The organism is Capnocytophaga sp. oral taxon 336 str. F0502, from assembly GCF_000411575.1.
In the GTDB taxonomy this organism is placed as follows: Bacteria; Bacteroidota; Bacteroidia; order Flavobacteriales; family Flavobacteriaceae; genus Capnocytophaga; species Capnocytophaga ochracea.
Genome location: NZ_KE150490.1, coordinates 34,961 through 59,651 on the forward strand (window position 1 = coordinate 34,961; position 24,691 = coordinate 59,651).

The window sequence follows — 24,691 nt, forward strand, 5'->3', positions numbered from 1 at the left end:
TCATTTGCTAATTTTCAAATCTGCTAATTAAATTGTCTTTCGTGCTACGACTATATAAAAAAATCGCTACAACCTGTGTAGCGATTTTCCTTATAAAAATTTAATAACCAAGTTACTTAGTAACGTTTGTTACTTCTACTGTCCACTCAGCGGTATTGCCATTAGCTGCCTCAATCTTGTATTTATGTGGGTTTGTCCAGTCTCCTGGAGTGCCCAATCGTGGTGCATCGCCTATCGGGAATACACGAGCAGCGGTGGAAACCGATAGAATAACAGTGAGATTAGCTTTGCTTACTTTATCTCTTTCCACGGTCGGGAAATCGCTATTGGCAGCAGGTACTGTTACTTCTATTTTTACAGTTTTATCGGTCTTGTTAATCTCCTTCTTGTTCACTGTTAAATTGATGAATTTCACAATCTTTTGGTTACTTGCCTTCGATATTTCATCGCTGATAAACCGATATTCCACTCTGTCTACATTGGTAACATCATTTTCTTCAAAGGCAGGCAACTCTTCCAAATTGCTTTTCAAACAACTGTTAAAGCCTATCGCTAAGATAGCAAAAAGTGCATATAATATATATCTTTTCATTTTTCTTTCGTTTTTAAGTTATTACCAACCTGGGTTTTGTGCGTCGTTTATACCACTTGCCGAGCGCTGGTCTAAAGTACCTTGTGGGATAGGCATCAAGTAGCGTTTAGTAGTAAAAGTGCGTTCCCACGCCCCGTTGCGGGTAATTTGGGCTACCATAAACTGCTTGCGGTCTTTGGTGATTTGTATTTTGTGCACAGGGGTGTTAAGTGCGTTTATCACTGCTCCTGCTGCAGCTCCGTCATTAGCATCGCCTCCGTATTGTCCCCAGCGCAAGAAACTCCAGTATAGGTCACCTTCGTAAGCCATTTCCACACGGCGTTCGCGTATGTAATCTTTCCAAGCATCGGCTAAGGTGGCTGCTGTCGAAGCAGGTAAGTTTCCGTGGGTTACGCGTGTTCTGTTAAGAGCGGTAACCGCTTGTGCCACATCACCTTTTAGCAAATAGGCTTCTGCCAAGTTCATATACATTTCACCCAATCGCGCTATTACAAAATGGTAATCTGTATTATTGCTTACGTACACGCGGGGTTCAACTTGCACCACAGCTTTGCGCCAGTAGTACCCCGAAGCGGTAGTATACCAAGAGTCCGATTGCCCTTCACGCACTCCTGCCCATAGGTTACCGCAAATATTGGTTTCCACCTCTTCTTTTAGCCAATTGCTTTGGTCGTATACAACGGTTTGATAGAAACGGGCATCGCGGTGCTGATACATTAGGTTGCTGATGTTAGTCTCTGTGGCACTACTTTTTATCTTCCCGTAACGGGTGATGATATTTCCTTTGGCATTGGTTCCCAAATCGGCAGCCTCAGGTACATTGTGGCGCACGGTGTTTAAAGCGCCTTCAGTAAGCGATGAAATATCTCTGTTTTCCACATTGTTGAGGAACTGTGAAGTTTCATACCAAGGTTTAGCAGTGTGGTCTGCTTGGTCTACCACCAAATATTGGTCTATTAAATCTTGTGTAGGGAAGTAACTTGCCCAACCTTCAAACGAACGTCCTTTGGCATCGGCAAATTCTTTACCGCCTACAAATTTCACTTCGTTATTGTTGATATTCGGTACAACTCTTATCATCTCGTTAAAATTACCTACCGTTGTATTGAGGCTCAAGCGATAATGAGCTAAGATAATCTCCTTGTCATACTTGCCTGCCTCTACAAACATATTGCCGAAGTTTTCTGCCGAAGTAAGGGCGTATTTGCCTGAGTTAATCACTGCTTTTGCCGATTCAATAGCGATATCTAAATAATGAGCGTCTTTGGTATAAGCGTAGGCTTGCAAGGCAGCACGACTTCTAAAAGCGTGAGCTGCGTACTTGTTGGCTCTCCCTGGTGCCGAAGTCTCTGGCATTCCTTGGGTGGCTTTGGTCAAATCGTCCATTACATATTTGTAGCTCTCGGTAGGATTTTTGGTGTAGAGTGTCCTAAAAGCCTCTTTGTCTTTGGTGTTGAGCACCCTTAAAATGGGTACAAAACGTCCTTGCCAGCGTGTTTGGTGGAAAAATAATACCCCTCTTAGCAAATAACCTTCGGCTTTTAACGCCTCAGTAGGAGCTTTCTCTATAATCATATTGCACTCGCGCAAGTTGGCAAAAAAGTCATCAAGCCCTTGTGCCGAACCTGTAAATCTATCAAATCGCTCCACAGGAAATACATCTAAGTTGTTTAAATCGCTGTGGATACCATTAGGCGTAATACTTTCTGAATAAGCATAACCCGTAAAGTTGGTAATAGTGCCGTTATAAGAGTTGATTACAAACGACTCAGCCGACTCTTTACTGCCCCAAACCGTCTCGTCGTCATAACTCTCAAATGGTTTGGTATCAAGTTCATTACAAGCAGTGAGCCCTGTTAGAACTACCGCTATACTGATATATTCGATATATTTTTTCATATACTCTTGTTTTTATAGTGCGACATTTAAACCTAATGAAAACATTCGCTCATTAGGATATCCAAAGAAATCACTGTTCACTATTTCAGGATCCATACCGTACTTAGTGGCTTCCGAAATAGTAAATACATTTTGTCCGCTAAGGGTAAGCTTCATAGCGTATATCCACTTGTAGTCCTTCAAAGCGGCTTTCTTCAAATCATAAGAAATTGAAAAGTCTTTCAATCGCAAATAAGCCCCATTGATGAGCCAATGGTCACTACTTGCCACGTTATTATTGCCGTTTACTGAATGCGAGGATACTAATCGTGGAAACTTAGCTCCTGTATTGTCGGGGCGCCAGTAATCCAATTGGAACTTGTAGAAAGGCGTAGTACCCGCATTGGCACTTTGTCCCAAAATAGTACTACCTAAATAAATATCAAAACGTGTAGCCCCTTGTAAAAGCATATTAAACGAAAAAGCTTTATAGCTCACTCCTAAATTGATTCCATAGTTAGCTCGTGGGAAACCGTTTTTACCGATACGCGCAAAATCAGCTCCATCAATCTTACCGTCTCCGTTGAAGTCTTCGTATTTGATGTCTCCTCCTGTTAAGTGATGTGAGTTCACGCGCTTAGGATTGTTGTACACATCGTTAGCGTCTTGGTAATACCCCAAGGTGCGATAACCTGTACCGTAGTAACCTACTTGTTGAGTGGTACGCAAATACGGGTTTTTACGGTTTTCCAAGCTCTCATCAGGGTTATTAGCCCATAATTGGTCAAAGAAAGTAGTGTTCACCGAAATACTGTATTTCAGTTCGCCTATGTTGTCTTTCCAACCCAATTGCACTTCGTAACCCGCACGGCGGTGTTCTTTGTTAGAGAGTACTTTAGGTAACGACTTTCCAAGAGGGGCGGTATACCCTACTTCCAATGGGTCTGGTGCGGTAAGATAACCAGTAGTTTTGTAGAAAAAGTAGTCAAACGAACCGTACAAGCGATTGCTGAGCGACTCAAAATCAAAACCTATGTCGGTTTGTTTGGTGGTATACCACGTAATATCGGACGAAGGAATATCGCCTTCCGAAAAACCTTGATAAAACTTGCCGTCAATCACATAACTTGTATTATTCAGGTTATAAGAGGGCAAATAAGCAAAACGCCCTACACCACTGTCCAAACCCACTTCTCCATAAGAACCGCGTAGTTTAAGCAAGTCGAAAATATGGCGCTCTTTAAGTGTTTTCATAAACACCTCATCCGAGAGTATCCAGCCGAATGAACCTGAGAAGAAGGTACCCCAACGCCTATCCTTAGGAAAGAGGTCTGACGCATCGTGGCGCATACTGCCTTCCACAAAATAGCGTTTGGCATAATTGTATTTCACTTGTCCCACAACACCAGCTCTACCGTTTTCGCTCTCTCCACCGCCTCCGTCCATACCTTCTTTAGGTCCTGGATTAAATTGGTCGATAGGAAAATTGTAGTTAATTCGCTTATGCCATAGGTTATTGTTAAAACCATAAGAGGCTTCATAACCCGCAAGTGCTGAAATACCGTGCTTGTTAAAATCCTTAACGTACTCAGCAAAAGCTTGATAAGTATACGTATATGCATTGCCAACCGATTTGTTGAGTTGCGGTTTAGCTACAGCTGCGGGCGTAGTGCTATCCCAGTCGTACTGTTTAGCATCTTTACGCCAAGACTTATCTTCTGAGCTCATATAACGATAGTTGAAGTTACCTCTCACTTTTAAACCGCTTACCCAAGGCAATGCCCATTGCAAGCCTATCTGTCCGTTAATATGTTTGTAGTTTTGGCGTGAATACCCTGCATCTCTCGAAGTCTCGGCTACAGGGTTATCGGTAGTGTTTACATAAGGAAGTCCGTATTTATTCACCGCAGGAGTCAGCGGATTGTGGTTTACCAAAGTATGGCTAAACACTTGGTAATAGCCACTTGCAGTCGATGAATAAGGGTGTTCGTTTTCTTTTAAATAACCGTCGATAGAAGTATTACCTGAAAGTCCTGTACCGGGTATGTTGAACTCTTGGTTCACACGGAAGTTAATCGTTTCCATATGGTGCGTACCACTGCGGTAGAGTGAACCCTTATGCAAATAACCTAACGAAGCCAAATACTTGTTGTGTTCTTTACCTCCTGTTATCTGCAAATTGTGCCGATATTGCTGTGCAAATTCTTTTAAGATAAGTTTTTGCCAATCGGTATTGGGGTAATTCAGCTGGTCGCTACCATCTAAAATCTTTTGCAATTTGTCATCGGTATAGGTAATGGGCAAATTGTCGTTCTGTTTAGCGATATTGTTTTGCACCGCCCACTGATAGGCATCTAAGCGTTTAGGAAGAAACGAAGGCTGTGAAATGGTTACAGAGTGATTGTACTCAATGGTAGTGATCCCCTCTTTACCACGCATAGTGGTCACTTGCAAAATACCATTAGCAGCACGCGCTCCATACACCGCCGTTGCCGAAGCGTCTTTCAATACCGAAATAGATGCGATGTCCTCGGGAAGCAGATTTACAAAATCGTCGTAATCGCGTATAATGCCATCAATTACTACCAATGGCGTACCTCCCCCGCGAATAGAAATCGTACTGCGGTTGTCAAGCCCAGCCGAGCCTTTCACTATCAACCCTGGTGAACGCCCTGCCAATCCTTGCGTGATATTAGTTACAGGAATTTCTTTTAACTCCTCTGTCTTAACAGAAGATACTGCAGAAACAAGAGATCTTTTAGTAGATGTGGTATAACCTACCACCACCACATCGCCCAACTCTTGTACTTGAGATTTTAGTAAAGTGTTGATTGTAAGGGATTTACCCCCCCCATTTACGGCTACTTTCTTAGTCTGTGTTTCGTAACCTACTGAACTAAACTCCAATACAGCATTATTAGGTACATCAATGCTGTAATTACCGTCAAAGTCCGTTGCTACCCCGTGAGTAGTCCCTTTTATCAGTACACTTACTCCAGGAAGTGGACTTTTATGCTCATCGGTAACAACACCGGTTACCTTTATTTGAGCCCTACCTACTTGTGTACAGAAGACCAGCACAAGCAGTAACAAACAATAAATGCATTTGTTCATATAACAAGAAAAATTTTGGTTAACTAAATCAGGAAATTTTCAACGCTACAAAAGTATAACACTTTTTTAACACGTACAAGTTTTTTACCAAATATTTTTACGAAAACTTTCTCTATTCTTTCCTTATTATTCATTTATAAGCAATTATACGAACGCTTTTCTTCTTATTTATCTAAAAACAACCACTACCAAAAATCCTTTTTCCCATCGCTATACCCCCATCTTAGGTTCGCCTTACCGTCACCTCATCGACGAGGTTTTCACCACATTACCCTCGACTTTCCCGTTGCTATATTCCCCCTTTGAAGGTAGCCAGCGACAGCTGGGTATGTGTAAAAGGGGATGTTATCCCCTAGTGCCTATGGCCTAAGGCCTAACACCTATTTCTCTTTCTTTCGCCTCGAAACCCCGTTTTTAACATTTTTAGTGTTGTTGTATTATATTATGAATCAACTATTTATATACCCTTTCTATACCAATCGTCCAAGATTCGTATAAGCTTCCTATAAGCTCTCTATAAGCTAACCCCACCCTCCTAATAGCCTTTTCTCACGAAAATCCCTCTCAGCTCCCTTCTGATATCTTTCGTTTTTCTCCGCCTCCATTTACTAATCTGCTAATTTTCTAATTTTCTCATTCTCTCATTTTCTAATTTTCTAATTTTCTCATTCTCTACTATTAATTACCGTTATTTTAAAATTAAAAAAATCTATAAATCCAGTACCTCTTCTTTGCAAAAAAACTGCTACCTTTGCACCGTAGAATTTTTAAAATAACAAATTATGAGTTTAAATACCTTAGGGCTTGATAAAGCTAAAGTAGAAAAAGAAATCGGCTTGCTAAATGTACTGCTTGCCAATTATCAAACGTATTATCAAAACTTGCGCGGTGTACACTGGAACGTAAAAGGAAAACGCTTCTTTGAACTACACGTGAAGTTCGAAGAACTTTATAATACCGCACAAGAACAAGTCGACGAAATAGCTGAGCGTATTCTTACCCTCGGTGGCGTGCCTTTTCACACTCTCGAAAGCTATGTAAAGCACACTTCTGTTCCCGTAGGCGAAAACATTTTCGACGATGATAAAACCGTACGCCTGATAATCAATACCATTAGCACTTTATTACCTTTGGAAAGAGAATTGTTAGACTTCTCTGATGAAATAGGTGATGAAGGTACTAATTCTTTAATGAGTGACTTTATATCCGGACAAGAGAAAACCGTTTGGATGCTCAAAGCCTACCTCAATGAAGTAATTTAATACTGAATTTTGATTAAACGAGGAAGAGGAATTGACTAAAAATAATCAATTCCTCTTTCTTTTTTTGCCAATTCATAATTAATCCCTACCTTTGCACAACTCATAACTCTTAATTGATAACTCATAACTAATGAAATATTTAATCACATCTATCCTATTCATCGCAACCACTATCCTCACCGCTCAACACAAAGCCCCTACCGATTGGGAACTCTCAGGACTCAAAGGAAAAGTGAAAAGTCAGCGCAGTATCCCTTATGAGGTAGTTACCCAAGGAAAAACATTCGTAAAAGGAGCCATCGACCGCGATTTGGATACAGTAGTCAAGATAGGTAACCTCGACAATCTTCAAAAAGATTTCAACCCCAATGGGTATCTCACTCAAATGCGTTTTTTCTTCAAAAACGGTGAATTGTACAGTCGTATGGAATACTATTATAATCCGCAAGGGCAACTGTTTGAAACCCGTTACAATTCCGATAAAACCCTTTATGTCTACAACCCCGAAGGATATCTTATCAAAGATGCGACCTACTCACCTGGGGGCTTCTTAAAAACGCATTATAACTATCAAGTAGATACCAATGGCAAAGTGCTAAAAGAGGAAACTTATCACGCCAATCAGTTAGAGTCTACCATAGCTTATACTTACAACAAACAAGGCGACCCTGTCGAGATGCGCTACTACGATGCTCAGGGCAATTTGTTGCAAAGGGTAGAAAGCAAGTTCAATAAACAGCATTTAGCCGAACGCAATCGCACTTACGACAAAGACAATAAGTTGGTGAATATTACTACCAAAAAATACAATAGTCAAGGAGATTGTATCAAACTACAAGCAGAAAATAAACTACCTCAAAAACAGAAGAATGTAGCGACTTACGAGTATAAATACGATAATCGAGGTAATTGGATTGCCAAAACGACTTTCATCAACGGTGAACCCCGACAAATTATAGAACGCACCCTCAGTTATTATGAATAACATTCACTTTTTCGGTGTAAGGCATCTGTCGCCTTCGGCAGCCCATCATTTAATTACCTTCTTAGAGGAAAACAACCCCAAGTGTATTCTCATCGAAGGTCCTGCCGATGCTACCCCTCTGATATCTCAAATAGCGCAAAAAGGGGTAAAACCTCCTATCGCTATGCTGGGCTATACTACCGAATTGCCTATCGAAACAGTGCTCTATCCATTTGCGTCTTATTCTCCCGAATATCAAGCAATATGTTGGGGAGTAAAGAAGAAGGTAACACTTCGTTTCATCGATTTGCCTTCGGAGAATATGCTGAAATTGAAGCAGGAGCAACGCACGGAGGAAGAAGCCGAAAAAGCCAAAGATTTTTATCTCTACCACAATACCCTCTACAAGCAAATAGCCAAAGAGGGGGGCGAAACCGACTATGAAGATTATTGGGAACGCCATTTTGAACACAATATCAATCCCGATGCTTTTGCACCCACACTTGCCTTACAATCGGGTGAAATGCGCCAAATGGTCATAGATAAAGAATATGAAAACGCGCCTTTCGATTTCTCGTATAATCTCATTCGTGAGGCATATATGAAACGTGAGATTGCTAAGGCTTGCACCGAGTTCAAACCCGAAGAAATAGTAGTAATTGTAGGGGCTTACCACTTATCAGGTATCCAAAACAGCCTACCTGCTATAACTGATGACGAACTTAAAAAGCTCCCCAAAGCTACCTCTCAACTCACCCTAATGCCTTATTCCTATTTGCGTCTTAGCAGTCGTACGGGGTACGGAGCGGGCAATACGGCTCCTTATTACTTTGAACTGATGTGGCAAGCGATGCACGAAAACACCCTCAATCAGCTATCAGCTGTCTATCTTACTAAAGTAGCCAAAATCTTGCGTAATCAAGGGCAAAATGCCTCTTCTGCTAGCGTAATCGAAGCGGTGCGCCTTGCCAATGTGCTTTCGGCTATGAAAGGTGGTTCTTACCCTGTGTTGCAAGACCTCCACGATGCAGTGGTTACTTGTTTTGGTGGGGGAGACCTTGCTGTGGTAGCCGAAGCTATCAATAAGGTAGATATCGGTACGGCTATTGGGGTATTACCCGAAGGGGTGAGCCAGACGCCCGTACAAGAGGATATGAACCAAGAGTTGAAACGCTTAAAGCTCACCAACTACAAATCGGCGGTAGCGCAAGACCTCACCCTCGACCTGCGTGAGAACTTAAAGGTAAAGACCAAAGAAGCTGCTTTTATAGACCTAAATCGCTCTACATTCCTTCATCGCTTGGAAGTGTTGGGCATTCACTTTGCCACCCAGCAACACGTACAGCAGGATAAAGCCTCGTGGGCAGAGAAATGGGTGTTACAGTGGAGTCCTGAGGTCGAAATAGAAATTGTAGAAGCTAACCTTAAAGGTGAAACGCTTGAAATAGCCACAGCTTTTGTACTCAAAGAACAGCTCAACGAAAGCACCGACCTTTCGGTGGTGGCTAAAATCATTAGGCAGGCTTGCGAATGTCAGCTTACGCATATTTTTAGCAATGCGCTCAGCACCTTACAACGCCTTTTGGTAGATAGTAATAGTTTTGCTGAAACTGCCTTTGCCGCACACGAGCTCTCGGTGCTTATACAGTATGGTGACCTGCGTCAGTTCAATCTCGAACCGCTGAAACCTATCTTGCAACAGCTTTTCCTCCGTGCTTCGTTATTACTGATAGATGCTTCATCTTGTGATGACAAAGCCTCTAAGCAAATAGTAGAAGCTATCAATACTATGGAGTTCATAGCCGAACAGCAATACGAATTGGTAGATACCGAAACGTGGCAAAAAGAACTCACCCACCTTGCGTGGCGCGACGATGTGAACACCAAGCTCTCGGGGGTAGCCTTTGCTATATTGTTAGAGCACAATTTAGCTACTGAAGAACAATGTGGAAAAGAAGTGTCACGCCGTCTTTCAGCAGGTGTCCCCGCCGATTTAGGAGCCTCGTGGTTTGAAGGCTTTTCTGGAAGAAATAGATACGCATTGTTATCGCGTACGATTATATGGCAAGAGTTAGATAATTATGTACGCCAATTAGACGAAGAGCAGTTTATGCGCTCAGTAGTGTTCTTGCGCCGTGCTTTTTCGGATTTTGAGCCTAACCAAAAGAACAGTATCGCTGAACTTTTAGGAGACCTTTGGGGTACTGGTAAAGAAGCTACTGCCGAACTTTTGCAAGAAGTGCTTACGGAAGAAGAGAATACTAAATTAGACGAACTCAACGACTTTGATTTTGATTTTTAAATATATGAAAGAAGTATTTACTTTATACCGAAAATTGCGTGAGCGACAACTCAAATTGCTCAATAGCTTTACCCCCGAAGAATTAGCAATCATTCCTGCGGGCTTTAAAAACAATATCTTGTGGAATCTGGCTCACTGCGTGGTTACCCAGCAGAATTATTGCTATGCCAATAGCGACCTGCCTACCTACCTCACCCCTGAGTTTGTAGAACGTTATCGCAAAGGCACCATTCCTGATGGGCATATCCCTACTTCTGCCGAGATAGAGGAACTAAAAGACCTTCTCATCAGCACTGTAAATTGGCTCGAAACTGATTATCAAAAAGGAATTTTTAAGCATTATAATCATTATGTAACGGGCATAGAGTACGAACTCAATACTATTGAAGAAGCTATTTACTTCAATATTTCACACGAAGGAGTACATTTGGGAAGTGTATTAGCTTTAAAATGTGCAATTACAGGAAGTAAAAAGTAATTGATTATAAATTAAATAGATGAGTAACACAAAAAGCTATTTGATTTCTGATATTGAAGTAAGTTTCTCAATTAGAAAAAAAGTATTACCTTTGCAATCGCTATCAATAAAATTAGTTTATGAAAAAACGTACCATACTCAACCTACTACTTATTCTTTTTGTGCTCTCTTTCTTTGTAACTCCTTTGGGGTACGAAAGTAAGATATTACTACAGCGTATCTTCGCCGGCTCAGTAGATATTATTCCCGCTGATAAAGCTCGTAAAATAGACTTCGATTGGCAACTAAAAGACCGCAATAATGTACAGTTTAACTATTCCCAAACCGAAGGTAAGAAACCATCATTTGTATACTTCTTTTCTTCTTGGCGTGAAATCAGTGTAGCCGACCTTTATGCAGTCGAAAAACTCTACGATGCTTATAAGGATAAAGTGGATTTTTACATCATCACCAATGAGCTCCCTGAGCCAGTAGATGAAATGATGCAAAAGCGCAATTTTCATTTCAAAGTTACCTACCTCATTATCGAAGCTCCTAAAAAGCCTTTTGACCCCGATAAGATTCCTGCAGGTTACATAGTAGATAAAAACGGTTATGTACGCGCTCAGAAAGACGGTATTGCACGCTGGAATAGTGATGCAGTACATCAGTTGTTAGACAGTCTTACCCAATAGCTTAACTATAGGCAAACTCTATCTCTCAAACAAAATAATTATAAAGATAGTATTTTAGATTCAATTTAAAGTACTATCTTTGCGCTTTGTAAAATCGCATCTCGGTATAAATAAGAGGAGTTTTTACCTCTTATCTCTTACCTCTTATCTAAAAGGAATTATGGCTAAATATACAGAAGAAGAACTTAAAGAAGAATTAGAAAACAGCGAATACAAATACGGCTTTTATACAGATATCGAATCAGAAACTTTTCCTAAAGGGCTCAACGAGGAAGTGGTAATAGCCCTTTCTAAAAAGAAAAACGAACCCCAGTGGATGACTGATTGGCGTTTAGAAGCCTTCCGTGCGTGGCAAGCGATGGAAGAGCCTCCTCATTGGGCGAATCTCAAGTTTGAAACTCCCGACTTTCAAGATATTGCTTATTATTCTGCTCCTAAACAGAAACCTAAACTTAACAGCCTTGATGAGGTAGACCCTCAGCTATTGGAAACTTTCCAAAAACTCGGTATCTCTCTTGAAGAACAAAAACGCCTTGCGGGAGTAGAAGAAAAACCTGCCGTAGCAATGGACGTAGTGATGGACTCCGTTTCAGTAGCAACCACTTTTCAAAAAACATTAGCAGAACGAGGCATTATCTTCTGTTCCATCTCCGAAGCGATACAAAAACACCCCGACTTGGTGCGTAAGTACCTTGGTACCGTCGTACCTAAAACCGATAATTTCTACGCAGCTCTTAACTCAGCAGTCTTCTCTGATGGGTCTTTTTGCTATGTACCCAAAGGGGTGCGTTGCCCTATGGAGCTTTCTACTTATTTCCGTATCAATCAAGCAGGAACAGGACAGTTTGAGCGAACCCTCCTCATTGTTGATGAAGGCGCTTACGTCTCTTACCTCGAAGGTTGTACGGCGCCCAAACGCGACGAAAACCAATTGCACGCCGCAGTGGTAGAACTCATCGCAATGGAGGGAGGCGAAATTAAATACTCTACCGTTCAAAACTGGTTTCCTGGTGATAAAGACGGTAAAGGCGGTGTATATAACTTTGTAACCAAGCGCGCTTTGGCTGAGAAAAATGCCAAAATATCGTGGACACAAGTAGAAACAGGCTCTGCTATTACTTGGAAATACCCTTCAGTAGTGCTCAAAGGGGATAATTCTATAGGCGAATTTTACTCTATTGCGGTTACTAACCACTTCCAACAAGCCGATACGGGTACTAAGATGATACACTTAGGCAATAACACCAAATCTACGATTATCTCTAAGGGTATTTCGGCCGGGAAATCACAAAACAGCTACCGCGGATTGGTGAAAGTAGTGCCTAATGCTAAAAATGCACGCAATTTCTCTCAATGCGACTCCCTATTGATGGGTAACCTCTGTGGAGCGCACACTTTTCCTTATATAGAAGCTAAAAATCCTACTGCTCAAATAGAGCACGAAGCTACTACTTCTAAGATTGGTGAAGACCAGATTTTCTACTGCAATCAGCGGGGTATTGATACCGAGAAAGCGATTTCACTCATCGTAAATGGCTTTGGCAAAGAAGTGCTTAACAAATTGCCAATGGAGTTTGCTGTTGAAGCTCAAAAACTCTTAGAGATTTCACTAGAGGGCAGTGTTGGTTAATGACGATGGTATACTAAAAATTGCTTTTGCTTCATAAAATAAATCACTAAACATTAATCATTAAACATTAAAAATATGATTCTCGCTCCTTCATTATTAGCTGCCGATTTCGGCAACCTGCAACAAGCCGTGGAAATGGTAAACGCCAGCGAAGCCGATTGGTTTCATATTGATATTATGGACGGTGTTTTTGTGCCTAATATCTCTTATGGTATGCCTATACTCTCAGTGATTCACAAACACGCTACCAAACCGTTAGATGTTCACTTGATGATTATTGACCCCGACCGCTATATTAGCACTTTTGCTAAGCTCGGTAGTGATATTCTTACTGTGCATTACGAGGCGTGTACGCACTTGCATCGCACTATACAAGCAATTAAAGCAGAAGGAATGAAAGCAGGAGTAGCCCTCAATCCGCATACACCTGTCGCTTTGTTAGAAGATGTTATTCAAGATATAGACGTACTCTTGCTGATGAGTGTGAACCCTGGATTCGGTGGACAGTCATTTATTGAAAATACTTATAAGAAAGTGCGTCAAGCTAAAGCACTTATTGAACAAGTAGGGGCACACGCACTTATAGAAATAGATGGTGGAGTGAGTTTAAAGAATGCCAAAGCACTTGTAGAGGCAGGTGCTGATGCCTTAGTAGCAGGCAGTTTTATCTTCAATGCTACTAACCCTACCCAAACGATTGCGGAATTAAAAAAATCAGTATTATAAAAATACTTATTTTATGATACATAATAGGCTATCAAGAAAGAAATATTATCTTTTTGATAGCCTATTATTATTGTATTATTTCTTTTTAGAAGGGGCTTTTTTAGGTTTAGGCTCTTTCTCGGTAAGGAGGGCAAGAGCTTGTTCTTTGGTGAAAGTTGCTATATCGGTGTCTTTGGGGAGTTCTACTTTGGTTTTACCTTTGAGGAGGGTAAAACGTCCCCAGCGAGCTTTCTCTATACGGATAGCTCCTTCGTCCCATTCTTTCACTACCTTTTCTGATTCTTTTTTGAGCTTATCTTCTATAAGTTCTTCTACATCTTGCTGACTAAGATGGTCGAAATTGTACTTTTTGGTAACGTTTATATAGGTGTTGTTCCACTTAATAAAGGGGCCGAAACGACCTACACCTTTGGTAACTTCCACTCCTTGATAGGTGGCTATAGGAGCGTCAGCTTTTTTCTTCTCGCCGATGAGTTGCTTAGCCCGCTCGAGAGTTACACTGAAAACGTCTTCACCTTTATCAAGTGATATGAAAGCATCGCCGTAGCGCACATAGGGTCCGAAACGCCCTACATTCACTTCTACATTCTTACCATCGACAATGCCTAACTGACGAGGAAGCTCGAAGAGTTTGAGAGCTTCTTCAAAAGTAATCGTTTCGATAGACATACCTGCCAATAGACTTGCATAAATAGGCTTTTCGGCATCGTCGGGATTCCCTATTTGCGCCATAGCTCCATAACGACCTAAGCGTACGCTGAGAGGGCGACCTGATTTAGGGTCGGTACCCAGCACGCGTTCACCTGTTTCACGACCTGTATGCTTTTCAACATTTTCTACTACGGGGTGAAAATGATTGTAAAACTGTGTGAGCATCTTTGTCCAATTCTCAGTGCCTTCGGCTATTTCGTCGAAACTATTTTCTACTTTGGCAGTGAAATTATAGTCCATTATTGTATCGAAATGGGAAACGAGAAAATCGTTTACTACACTACCTATATCGGTGGGGACAAGCTTGCCTTTATCGGCACCTACTCGTTCGCTAAGAGTTTGCGTTTTGATACTATTACCTGTAACGGTGAGTTGCTGATAGGGGCGCACTTCACCTTCGAGTGTGCTACGTTCCACATATCCGCGGTTTTGAATTGTAGAAATGGTAGGAGCATAAGTAGATGGGCGTCCGATACCGAGTTCCTCTAACTTTTTCACCAGCGAAGCCTCAGTATAACGAGGTAATGGACGAGTGAAACGCTCGGTAGCAGTAATATAGCGATGCGTAAGAGCTTCTCCTTTTTTGAGATTGGGGAGCATTCCTTCTTGTTCTTCTTCCTCGTCGTCGGTACTTTCTAAATACACTTTTAAAAAGCCATCGAACTGTACCATTTCGCCGTTGGCTATAAAGTGTTCTTTGTGCTTATCGGCTTCTATTTTTACGGTAGTGCGCTCTATTTGAGCATCTGCCATTTGTGAGGCAAGGGTGCGTTTCCATATCAGTTCGTATAGCTTATTCTGGTCGGGTTCAGCAGCGATAGAGGAGCGACTCATATCGGTAGGACGAATGGCTTCGTGCGCCTCTTGTGCGCCTTTGCTTTTAGTGGCGAACTTGCGCACTTGACTGTACTGAGCTCCGAAGAGTTGCACGATAGCGTTTTTGGCAGTGTTGAGCGCTTCTTGTGAAAGATTCACGCTATCGGTACGCATATAGGTGATAAAACCAGATTCGTAGAGGCGTTGAGCTACCGTCATTGTTTTGCTTACTGAGAAGTGCAGTTTGCGTGCGGCTTCTTGTTGGAGGGTGGAAGTAGTGAAGGGGGGCGCAGGCATTTTCTTGGCTGGTTTGGTTTCTAATGATTGGACTTTGAAATGCGCTCCGATATTCTGTTGCAAGAAGTTTTCAGCTTCGGCTTGTGTGTTGAAATTCTTAGGCAAAGAGGCTTTTACAACTTTGCCTTCTGAGGTGATAAATTCAGCAGTAATTCGGTAAGAGGATTGCGTTTTGAAGTCTTGTATTTCGCGTTCGCGTTCTACGATAAGGCGTACTGCTACCGACTGTACGCGTCCTGCTGAGAGTCCGCTTTTAATTTTTTTCCACAGTACGGGAGAGAGTTCATAACCCACGAGGCGGTCGAGTACACGGCGTGCTTGCTGTGCATTCACCAGATTATAATCGATACCACGAGGGTTTTTAATAGCGTTTTCAATAGCCGATTTGGTAATGGAGTTAAAAACGATGCGCTTGGTATTTTCCTTTTTTAGTTTGAGTGTTTCGGAAAGATGAAACGCAATAGCTTCTCCTTCACGGTCTTCATCGGAAGCGAGCCATACTACTTCGGCTTTGGACGTGAGTGCTTTGAGTTCTTTTACAAGATTTTTTTTGTCGTTAGAGATGAGGTAATTAGGTTTAAAACCGTGCTGGATATCTACGCCCAGTTCATTGGAGGGCAAATCGACAATATGCCCATAGCTGGATACTACTTTGTAGTCCTTACCTAAGAACTTTTCAATGGTTTTAGCCTTGGCGGGCGACTCTACAATCACTACATTCTTAGCCATACGCTTGTTTGTTTTTTGAGTTATTGGGTGCAAAAGTACAAAATAATTGCAAAATAGCAATGAGGGAAATGCCAATAATGCCAATAATGCTAGTAACCAACTTTGCCAAAGGTGCGAGCCGCACAGGCAGTCGTAGCACGACGGGCAGTAATGGAGTTCTCGGACGATTCAGACTTGTCGGACAGAAGTAAGACGAGATTAAAGGATTTATTGGAAAGAGCTAAGGAGATAGAAAGATATCGGAGAGATTCGGAAGTGGTAATTCAGGGAAAAGGTAAAAAATGAGCTGTAAGATAGGTGGGGTTAGCTTATAGAGAGCTTATAGGAAGCTTATACGAATCTTGGACGATTGGTATAGAAAGGGTGTGTAAAAAGTTGATTCATAATATCATACAACAGCGCTAAAAATGTTAAAAATGGGGTTTCGAGGCGAAAGAAAGGGAAAGGCACTAGGCCTTAGGCCATAGGCACTAGGGAGGAGTATGACGGAAAAGGAGAAGGGATAATTAGGAAATTAGTAAATTAGAAAATTAGTAAATGGGGAAGTGTGAGATCTTAGGCCATAGGCAATAGGGGGAGTATGACGGAAAAGGAGAAGGGATAATTAGGAAATTAGTAAATTAGAAAATTAGTAAATGGGGAAGTGTGAGATCTTAGGCCATAGGCAATAGGGGGAGTATGACGGAAAAGGAGAAGGGATAATTAGGAAATTAGTAAATTAGAAAATTAGTAAATGGGGAAGTGTGAGATCTTAGGCCATAGGCAATAGGGGGAGTATGACGGAAAAGGAGAAGGGATAATTAGGAAATTAGTAAATTAGAAAATTAGTAAATGGGGAAGTGTGAGGTCTTAGGTCATAGGCAATAGGGGAAAACATACTCCTTTAAAGAGGGAGTGTAGCGATGGAAAAGGGAAGAAATGAGGAATGACAAGGGACGAATGACGGAGGAGATGTGGAGAAAACTCGCCGTATATTAACTAATAGATAAAATGGGAAAAATGACTAATAAGTAAATAATTTTTTGTGTTTTGCTTTCTAATTAAAATAAAAGTTGTACTTTTGCCGAACTTTAATGAAAATTATATATGGCAACTTACAAAAAGAACAACAACCGACCTAATAGACAAAAAGATACCGAGCATTTAGACGAAGCAAAACAGACCCAATTACACAAAGAAAGTACTACTGCTGAGGTGTTTGATGCCCTCGATGCAGGCGCTACTCGCACCGAAGATTGGGTAAAACGCAATCAGAAGATTATTATTGGAACTCTCATAGCCGTAGCTGTGATAGGCTTGGGTTATTTGCTTTACCAACAGTTTGTGAAAGCCCCTAGGGAAAAGAATGCTGCTAATGAGCTTTTCTTTGCACAACAGTTCTTTGATGAAGCGATGGAAGCTACTGATGCTAGAGCGCAGGATTCCCTCTTTAAAGTGGCTATCAACGGTGGAAAAGGAAAATATGGATTTAAGCAAATTGCTGAAAACTATAGCGGTACCAAAGCTGCTAACCTGGCTGAATACGGTATGGGTATGGCTTATATGCGTTTGCGTGACTATAACAACGCAATAAATCACCTCAAAGAGTTCGACTCTACCGATGATATTTTCGGAGCTTTGGCTTACGGAAATATAGGTGATGCTTACCTTCAACAGAAAAATAACGCTGAGGCATTGAAATATTATATCAAAGCCTTTGAACATAGTAAAAATGACTTCGTAACTCCATTATACCTGAAAAAAGCAGGAATAGTAGCTTCTTTGCAAGGTAAAAAAGACGATGCCTTGAAATATTACGAGCGCATCAAAGACGAGTACCCTACCTCAGAAGAAGCACGTACTATTGATATCCTTATAGGGAAAATTAGTCAATAATTAATGGCAACAGAAAACAAAAACTTATCACAATACGATAAAAATATAATCCCAAATGCGGAATCTCTTCGCTTTGGGATTATTACTTCTCAGTGGAATGAGCAGATAACTTACGGAATGCGCAATGGTGCCATCGAAACCCTTAAAGATTGTGGTGCTATTGATGACAATATACTCTTATGGGAAGTGCCAGGGAGCTTTGAATTAGTGCACGCTGCCAAGCGAATGCTCGATACTACCGAGGTAGACGCTATTATTGTAATAGGCTGTGTGATACAAGGAGAAACTCGTCATTTCGATTTCGTGTGCCAGGGTGTTACCCAAGGTATTGCCCAGCTCAATGCGGAACAAAGTAAAGTGCCTATTATCTTCTGCGTTCTCACTGATAATACCTTCCAGCAGTCGCTCGACCGCAGTGGTGGTAAGCTGGGTAATAAAGGCGTGGAGGCGGCTATTACTGCAATAAAAATGGCGGTGTTAGGGAAGTGAAAGATAAAAGTGAAACGTAAAAGGTTGGAACAATTTTTGCAATGCAAATGTTGTTAAAGTCGTTAGATTTTAAAAATAAATAAAGAAAATCAGAATGAAATACATCATTGCATCTATACAACATTACCTTTTATTCACTTACCCAGCTATCACTGTTTTTGTCTTTTACTTTTTACCTTTTACTTCTTTCTCGCAGAAGCGTGATACTATTTATATTTTTGACCAGCAATTTTATTCAGGAGATACTATTCGGCTTGCTGAGGTGAGTGTTTTCGGTAAAGAGCATTACTTTGGTGATGCAGAAGCTCAAAAGCGCTATTTGCTTCTCCGCAGTAGGGTGAAACGCGTGTATCCGTATGCCAAAATGGCTGCCGACCGGCTCTATACAATGGAACGTACGATGGATACTATGCAAAATAAACGACAAAAGAAGGTGTACGTAAAACGCACCCAACGCTATATTGAAGACCACTTCACCGACGAACTCAAAAAACTTTCCCGCTCACAAGGGCGTATTCTCATTAAACTCATTCACCGCCAAACTGGAAAAACGGCTTACGAATTGGTAAAAGACCTGCGCAATGGTTGGAATGCTTATTGGTATAACAAAACCGCGTGGCTGTACGACCTTTCTCTCAAAAAAGGCTATGACCCTATGAATGTAGAAGAGGACTATTGGATAGAGGAAATTATCTTGCGGGCTATCAATAGTGGTGAATTAGAATACCAAACCCCAGCTTTACTATATAACTTCTCAGACCTTGTAGAACAACGACAGAAAAGACTTCAAAAGCAATTAGCAAATTAGCAGATTTGCAAATTACCAAATTATTTGTACCTTTGCCGAAAATAAAATAGTACTAATGGAGTTATACTACGCTTTTTCAGTAATTATCGTCTTAGCAGCCTTGTTTTCGTACGTGAATGTTCGCTACGTAAAACTGCCTATGACCATAGGTATTATGGTGATTGCTATGATGATATCGGTAGGCGTACGTCTTTTCGGAGGTGAAGTATTTACAGGGCTTGCACACCGTCTTGAATCGCTTTTACAAGGCTTTGACTTCACCGAAATACTGATGGGAGCAATGTTGAACTTCCTTCTCTTTGCAGGAGCTCTCCACATCAATATCAACGACCTAAAAAACTACAAAATCTCCATTTTTACGTATGCAACTATCAGTGTAGTACTCTCAGCTTTCTTTATATCAGTTTTGCTGTACTACATTGCTCCTTTGGTAGAAATCCATATTCCTTACGTTTATTGTCTGCTTTTTGGTGCGCTTATTTCTCCAACCGACCCTATTGTAGTGTTGGGAGTGCTCAAACAAGTGAAAGTACCTAAACGTATTGAAACTAAGATTACGGGTGAATCGCTTTTTAACGATGGGGTAGCGGTAGTAATGTTTGCCGTAGTGCTGAAATTAGCTACTAATAGCACTTTTGAGCCTTCGTTCTTCACTATTACTAAGCTCTTTTTCTTGGAAGCAGGAGGAGGTATTTTACTAGGAGTGCTCTTGGGATGGATAGCTTCTCAAATGATGAAAAAAGCCGATGACTATCACGTGAGTGTACTTGTCACTTTGGCAGTGGTAATGGGTGGTTTTCTTATCACCAAAGCTTCTCACGTTTCTTCGCCTTTGGCAATGGTAATTGCAGGACTTTTTGTAGGAAATGTAGGCAAGAAAGCCAGCAGTGCAGAGAATAAAGATTACCTTGAAAAGTTTTGGGCAATCATAGACGAGATTATGAATGCTATCTTGTTCCTATTCATAGGATTTGAGATGCTACTGATAGACAATCTAACAGAGCAGTTCCTTTTAGGCGGGGTAGCTATTCTCGTATGCCTCTTGGGGCGTGCACTGGCGATTTATATTCCTGCCAAAACGATATTACGCAAGGTAGCTACCTATTCACGTGGCTCGCTCATCACGATGGTGTGGGGGGGTATTCGCGGGGGAGTATCCATTGCCTTGGTACTCTCTATCCCTGCTGATAAAGGAGGATTAAAAGAAACACTGTTGCAAATTACTTATATTGTAGTATTGTTTTCCATTTTAGTACAAGGTCTTACCGTAGGCAAAGTGGCTACCAGAGCCTTGTATCGCGATGAGGTGATGACACGCTTGAAAAGAATGAAACAACTGCAAAAAGGGAAACAATCATAAGACTTTAAAGAAGAATGAGAAAGCAAAAAGATAAAGGATTGGTAAGTGCCAAAGAAGTAGCCAAAGCGATTAATATTGATAAACTTGGCTTCTTGGGTACTTTTGGAGGATGGGCACTGATGAAGTTGCTCCGTATCTCCAAGCTCAATGCTATTTACAACCGAAATAAACACTTTGAAGGGTTAGACTTCCTCAACAAACTGTTAGATGAGTTTGAAATAAAGTTCGAAATACCCGAAGAGGATTTTAAGAATATCCCCAAAGAAGGGGCTTTTATCACCATTTCTAACCACCCACTGGGGGGAATTGATGGCATTCTGCTTCTCAAATTACTCTTAGAAAAACGTCCTGATTTCAAGATTATGGCGAATTTTCTCTTGCAACGTATTGAGCCTTTAGCACCTTATGTATTGCCGGTAAACCCCTTTGAAGACCGCAAAGATGCGAAATCTAGCGTGGTGGGCTTTAAGCATACCATTGCACACCTCAAAGAGGGCAAACCCTTAGGTCTTTTCCCTGCGGGGGAGGTATCGGTAACCAAAGAGGGGCAACTGATGGTGGATAAGCCTTGGGAAGAGGCAGCTATGAAACTTGCTAAGAAAGTGAAAGTGCCTATTGTGCCTATCTATTTTCACGCCAAAAACAGTAAGTTGTTTTACTTCTTGGCGAGCATCAGTGATACGTTGCGCACGGCTAAATTGCCCTCAGAACTGCTTACACAGAAAGAACGCACTATTTATATACGCATAGGTAAGCCTATTTCGGTAGCTATGCAAGATGAGCATACCGATTTGGAAGATTTTACCGAATTTTTACGTAAGAAAACTTATATATTAGCTAATGCTTTAGAGCAAGATAAGAAGTTTTTACCACTCACTAACGTGTTGAAATCAAGCAAGAGCGGTAGCAATCCTCAACAGATAGAAGCGCCTATTAAACAAGACCTCATAGAGAATGAAGTTGATAACATCACTAAAAAAGATTATCGACTGCTCAAAAACAACAACTACGAGGTATTCTTAGCACCTTATCAAGAGATTCCTAATATAATGAAGGAAATAGGACGCTTGCGTGAAATCACTTTCCGCGAAGTAGGGGAGGGGACTAACGCTTCGTCTGACTTAGATAAGTTTGACCTCTATTATCATCATCTTTTCCTTTGGGATAACGAAGCTAAGAAGATAGTAGGAGCTTACCGTATGGGCTTAGGGGCTGAAATATTCCCTAAATACGGTATCGAAGGCTTTTATACCCACGATTTGTTCCGTTTTGAGCCCGAATTATACGATATGATGAGTAAAACCATCGAGATGGGGCGTGCTTTTATCATTTCAGAATATCAGCAGAAACCTATGCCACTGTTTTTGCTGTGGAAAGGGATTGCTCATACCACTTTGCGTTATCCGGAACACTCATATTTGTTGGGTAGTGTGAGTATTAGTAACCAGTTCTCTGACTTTTCTAAATCGCTGATGATAGAGTTTATGAAGTCGAACTTTTATGACCCTTATATTGCACAGTATGTACGCCCTAAAAAAGAGTTCAAAGTAAAACTCAAAGACGAGGATAAAGATTTTATTTTCGACGAAACCAAAGCCGACCTCAATAAGTTCGACAAACTCATCGATGAACTCGAACCAGGAAACTTGCGTTTGCCGGTGCTCATTAAAAAGTACATCAAGCAAAACGCCAAAGTCATTGCTTTCAACGTCGACCCACTTTTCAACAACTCTGTAGATGGATTGATGTACATTCGCATTTCCGACCTCCCTGAAAGCACTATGAAACCCGTGATAGAAGAGTTTCAAGCTGAACTCGAAGCTCGAATGAAGAATAATGAATATGAATAAATATTAGAAACCAATGAAAAAGATATTATTTTTAGTAGCATTACTACCACTGACTCTTGTTGCACAAACTGTGATTGTGCCTAACCGTTATACTTTCCAAAAGGAAGATAATCAGTACCAGCTGAATGCACTTACGAAGTTTTTACTGGAAAAACAAGGTTTTAAAGCATATATGGAGAGCGAAGCCCCCGCTGAACTGCTCCAAAACCCCTGCGATGCTTTGAGAGCCGATGTAAAGAACCAATCGAATATGATGACCTCTAAGGTGCAATTTATCCTCACCGATTGTGCTAATAAAACCGTCTTTACTTCCGAGATAGGTAAAAGTCGTGAAAAGGAGTTCAAGAAGTCGTATCAAGAAGCCTTGCGCAATGCCTTTGAAGGGAATGCTTTAGCAACTTTTAAGTCGGAATACAAAGCACCTGTTACTACTCAAACGGCAATGGCAACGCTTACTCCTGCACAACCTACTACCATAGCAAAAAACAATACTCAAATAATAGAAGAAGACCCCTATATAGAATTTTTATATGCTAAAAAAGTAGATTTTTCATACGAATTGTATGATAAGAAGACTAATGAATTGCATTATAAAATCAAACCGACTCTTACCCCGAATACATTTGTAGCTTATGATTTAAAAAATAATGAATTTGGAGTGCTTGAAAAGGACGGCTCCACATTCTATAAATTTACTTTGTTTAAAAAAATAGATGATAGAGGTCATACATTTTTAGCAAATATCCAATTCATACCTTAACCCCTTGTACAGCAAAGCTGAAGCAAAAAAACTACGCGAAGACTTCTGGATTTCCTTTGGCAAATCCTTCCCTCGGAAATGGACGCTTTACGATACCAAGATAAAGGATTTCAGCTTTAAGTTTTCATTCGACACCTGTAAAGCACGGGTGCTCCTCGCTGTGGAAGACCCTGACGAGGCAACACGTAGTCTGTACTACAACAAATTGTTGTCGCTGAAAACCATTCTGCAAGAACAGTACCTCCCTGACGTTGTTTTCGAAGAGCACTTTCTCTTGAACAACGGTAAAGAAATCAGCTGTGTGTATGTAGAACTGCCAAACGTAACCATTCACAACAAAGCTACTTGGCAATCAGCGATGGAGTTCCTCTATCAATCGATGTTGCAGTTTGAAGTCTTTTGGGCAGAGTACAAAGACATAATACAAGAAGAAAAATAAGCACTACTTACCCCTGTATTATCCTTTGAAACTTTAAGAAAAGATTAACATCGAACCTCATTCTCACGTAACTTTTTTGTCTTACCTTTGCATAGAATAAGGTAACACCCTCAAAGAGGAAGTGTTTTTTACTATAAAAGCACTTCCTTTTCTGTATTTAATATCTAATAAATTGGTAATTATGAAAGAAAACATCAAAGATAAAGTCGTGATTATTACAGGAGCCAGTAGCGGGCTCGGCGAAGCTACTGCCCTTTATTTAGCGCAGTATGGTGCTATAGTCGTAGCGGTTGCGCGCCGTAAAGACCGCTTGGAATCGCTAGTGAAACGCATCGGCTCTCAAGGCGGTAAGGCTCTTGCCATTGTATGTGATGTTACCAAACGTGAGGACTTGGAACGTGTTGCCCGAGAAACGCTCAAAGCTTACGGTCGTATAGATGTGCTGGTAAACAATGCTGGACTTATGGCACAGGCTCCTCTCGAAAAGCTTAAAGTAGACGAATGGGACAAAATGATTGATATCAATATCAAAGGAGTTCTCTACGGTATTGCTGCAGTACTCCCAACGATGCAGAAGCAACATAGTGGGCATATCATTAACTTATCCTCAGTAGCGGGTTTGAAGGTGGCGGCAGGTCGTGGTACGGTGTACAGTGGTACTAAGTTTGCTGTAAAAGCTATTAGTGAAGGTTTACGTATGGAAACCGCTAAAGATAACATTCGCGTGACTACCCTTTACCCAGGCGCAGTGGAGAGTGAACTTAAGTATGGTAGTTCCGACCCCGAAGCTAGTGCAGGCATTCAGGCTTTTTATAAGGAATATGAGATTCCTGCCGATTCAGTTGCCCGTGCTATTGTATATGCTATTGAACAACCAGAGGACGTAGCTATCAATGAGATTACTTTGCGTCCTACTAAACAAGAATTTTAATTCAAG

The 24,691-nt window shown here is 41.1% G+C and carries 19 protein-coding genes; 15 read left to right on the forward strand and 4 right to left on the reverse strand.

Annotation, left to right across the window (positions count from 1 at the left end; genetic code table 11):
- Positions 1–112: 112 nt before the first annotated feature.
- The 3 genes from HMPREF1528_RS06025 to HMPREF1528_RS06035 are packed head-to-tail and all read right to left on the reverse strand — an operon-like array spanning position 113 to position 5,584.
- The gene (locus HMPREF1528_RS06025; protein ID WP_009417582.1) at positions 113–592 is read right to left on the reverse strand and encodes a DUF5018-related domain-containing protein; all 480 of its coding nucleotides are present in this window, start codon (positions 590–592) and stop codon (positions 113–115) included.
- Between the two features lie 21 nt (positions 593–613).
- On the reverse strand, positions 614–2,491 hold the full coding sequence (locus tag HMPREF1528_RS06030) for a RagB/SusD family nutrient uptake outer membrane protein (RefSeq protein WP_016479045.1): 1,878 nt from the start codon (positions 2,489–2,491) through the stop codon (positions 614–616).
- Positions 2,492–2,503: 12 nt separating this feature from the next.
- Positions 2,504–5,584: a SusC/RagA family TonB-linked outer membrane protein gene (locus HMPREF1528_RS06035; RefSeq protein WP_016479046.1), complete on the reverse strand. Its 3,081-nt coding sequence runs from the start codon at positions 5,582–5,584 to the stop codon at positions 2,504–2,506.
- Between the two features lie 782 nt (positions 5,585–6,366).
- On the opposite strand from HMPREF1528_RS06035, the gene HMPREF1528_RS06040 reads away from it, so the two are divergent.
- The 7 genes from HMPREF1528_RS06040 to rpe all read left to right on the forward strand — a co-directional run bounded on the left by HMPREF1528_RS06040 (position 6,367) and on the right by rpe (position 13,620).
- On the forward strand, positions 6,367–6,846 hold the full coding sequence (locus tag HMPREF1528_RS06040) for a Dps family protein (RefSeq protein WP_016479047.1): 480 nt from the start codon (positions 6,367–6,369) through the stop codon (positions 6,844–6,846).
- 130 nt (positions 6,847–6,976) lie between these two features.
- Positions 6,977–7,831, forward strand: a complete 855-nt coding sequence (locus HMPREF1528_RS06045) for a hypothetical protein (protein WP_009410596.1) — start codon at positions 6,977–6,979, stop codon at positions 7,829–7,831.
- Positions 7,824–10,112 carry a DUF5682 family protein gene (locus HMPREF1528_RS06050; RefSeq protein ID WP_016479048.1) on the forward strand — a complete coding sequence of 763 codons (2,289 nt, stop codon included), beginning with the start codon at positions 7,824–7,826 and terminating at the stop codon, positions 10,110–10,112. Before HMPREF1528_RS06045 ends, HMPREF1528_RS06050 begins: the two co-directional genes overlap by 8 nt.
- Positions 10,113–10,116: 4 nt before the next feature.
- Positions 10,117–10,590 carry a DinB family protein gene (locus HMPREF1528_RS06055; RefSeq protein WP_002676733.1) on the forward strand — a complete coding sequence of 158 codons (474 nt, stop codon included), beginning with the start codon at positions 10,117–10,119 and terminating at the stop codon, positions 10,588–10,590.
- Positions 10,591–10,709: 119 nt separating this feature from the next.
- Complete coding sequence (locus tag HMPREF1528_RS06060) at positions 10,710–11,264, forward strand: TlpA family protein disulfide reductase (RefSeq protein ID WP_002673497.1); 555 nt, start codon at positions 10,710–10,712, stop codon at positions 11,262–11,264.
- A 160-nt stretch (positions 11,265–11,424) separates the two neighbouring features.
- Positions 11,425–12,894, forward strand: a complete 1,470-nt coding sequence (gene sufB, locus HMPREF1528_RS06065; RefSeq protein WP_016479049.1) for a Fe-S cluster assembly protein SufB — start codon at positions 11,425–11,427, stop codon at positions 12,892–12,894.
- Positions 12,895–12,969: 75 nt separating this feature from the next.
- Complete coding sequence (rpe, locus tag HMPREF1528_RS06070; protein WP_016479050.1) at positions 12,970–13,620, forward strand: ribulose-phosphate 3-epimerase; 651 nt, start codon at positions 12,970–12,972, stop codon at positions 13,618–13,620.
- Between the two features lie 75 nt (positions 13,621–13,695).
- On the opposite strand, the gene topA is transcribed toward rpe, so the two are convergent.
- Entirely contained in the window at positions 13,696–16,173 is a 2,478-nt protein-coding gene (topA, locus tag HMPREF1528_RS06075) for a type I DNA topoisomerase (RefSeq protein ID WP_016479051.1), read from the reverse strand.
- Between the two features lie 1,086 nt (positions 16,174–17,259).
- Here topA and HMPREF1528_RS06080 point away from each other — a divergent pair.
- The 8 genes from HMPREF1528_RS06080 to HMPREF1528_RS06115 all read left to right on the forward strand — a co-directional run bounded on the left by HMPREF1528_RS06080 (position 17,260) and on the right by HMPREF1528_RS06115 (position 24,685).
- Positions 17,260–18,048 carry a tetratricopeptide repeat protein gene (locus tag HMPREF1528_RS06080; RefSeq protein WP_016479052.1) on the forward strand — a complete coding sequence of 263 codons (789 nt, stop codon included), beginning with the start codon at positions 17,260–17,262 and terminating at the stop codon, positions 18,046–18,048.
- A 3-nt stretch (positions 18,049–18,051) separates the two neighbouring features.
- On the forward strand, positions 18,052–18,537 hold the full coding sequence (gene ribH / locus HMPREF1528_RS06085) for a 6,7-dimethyl-8-ribityllumazine synthase (protein WP_016479053.1): 486 nt from the start codon (positions 18,052–18,054) through the stop codon (positions 18,535–18,537).
- Positions 18,538–18,631: 94 nt separating this feature from the next.
- Positions 18,632–19,345, forward strand: a complete 714-nt coding sequence (locus HMPREF1528_RS06090) for a DUF4294 domain-containing protein (RefSeq protein ID WP_012797063.1) — start codon at positions 18,632–18,634, stop codon at positions 19,343–19,345.
- Positions 19,346–19,400: 55 nt separating this feature from the next.
- Positions 19,401–20,705, forward strand: coding sequence for a cation:proton antiporter (locus tag HMPREF1528_RS06095; RefSeq protein ID WP_016479054.1), 1,305 nt, complete (start codon positions 19,401–19,403; stop codon positions 20,703–20,705).
- Between the two features lie 14 nt (positions 20,706–20,719).
- Complete coding sequence (locus HMPREF1528_RS06100; protein WP_016479055.1) at positions 20,720–22,555, forward strand: GNAT family N-acyltransferase; 1,836 nt, start codon at positions 20,720–20,722, stop codon at positions 22,553–22,555.
- Between the two features lie 13 nt (positions 22,556–22,568).
- Positions 22,569–23,315, forward strand: coding sequence for a hypothetical protein (locus HMPREF1528_RS06105; protein ID WP_016479056.1), 747 nt, complete (start codon positions 22,569–22,571; stop codon positions 23,313–23,315).
- A gap of 4 nt (positions 23,316–23,319) precedes the next feature.
- Positions 23,320–23,754 (forward strand): DUF4268 domain-containing protein, encoded by a 435-nt coding sequence (locus HMPREF1528_RS06110; protein WP_016479057.1) that lies wholly within the window; start codon positions 23,320–23,322, stop codon positions 23,752–23,754.
- Positions 23,755–23,935: 181 nt separating this feature from the next.
- Positions 23,936–24,685, forward strand: coding sequence for an SDR family oxidoreductase (locus HMPREF1528_RS06115; protein WP_016479058.1), 750 nt, complete (start codon positions 23,936–23,938; stop codon positions 24,683–24,685).
- The last annotated feature ends 6 nt before the right edge of the window (positions 24,686–24,691 follow it).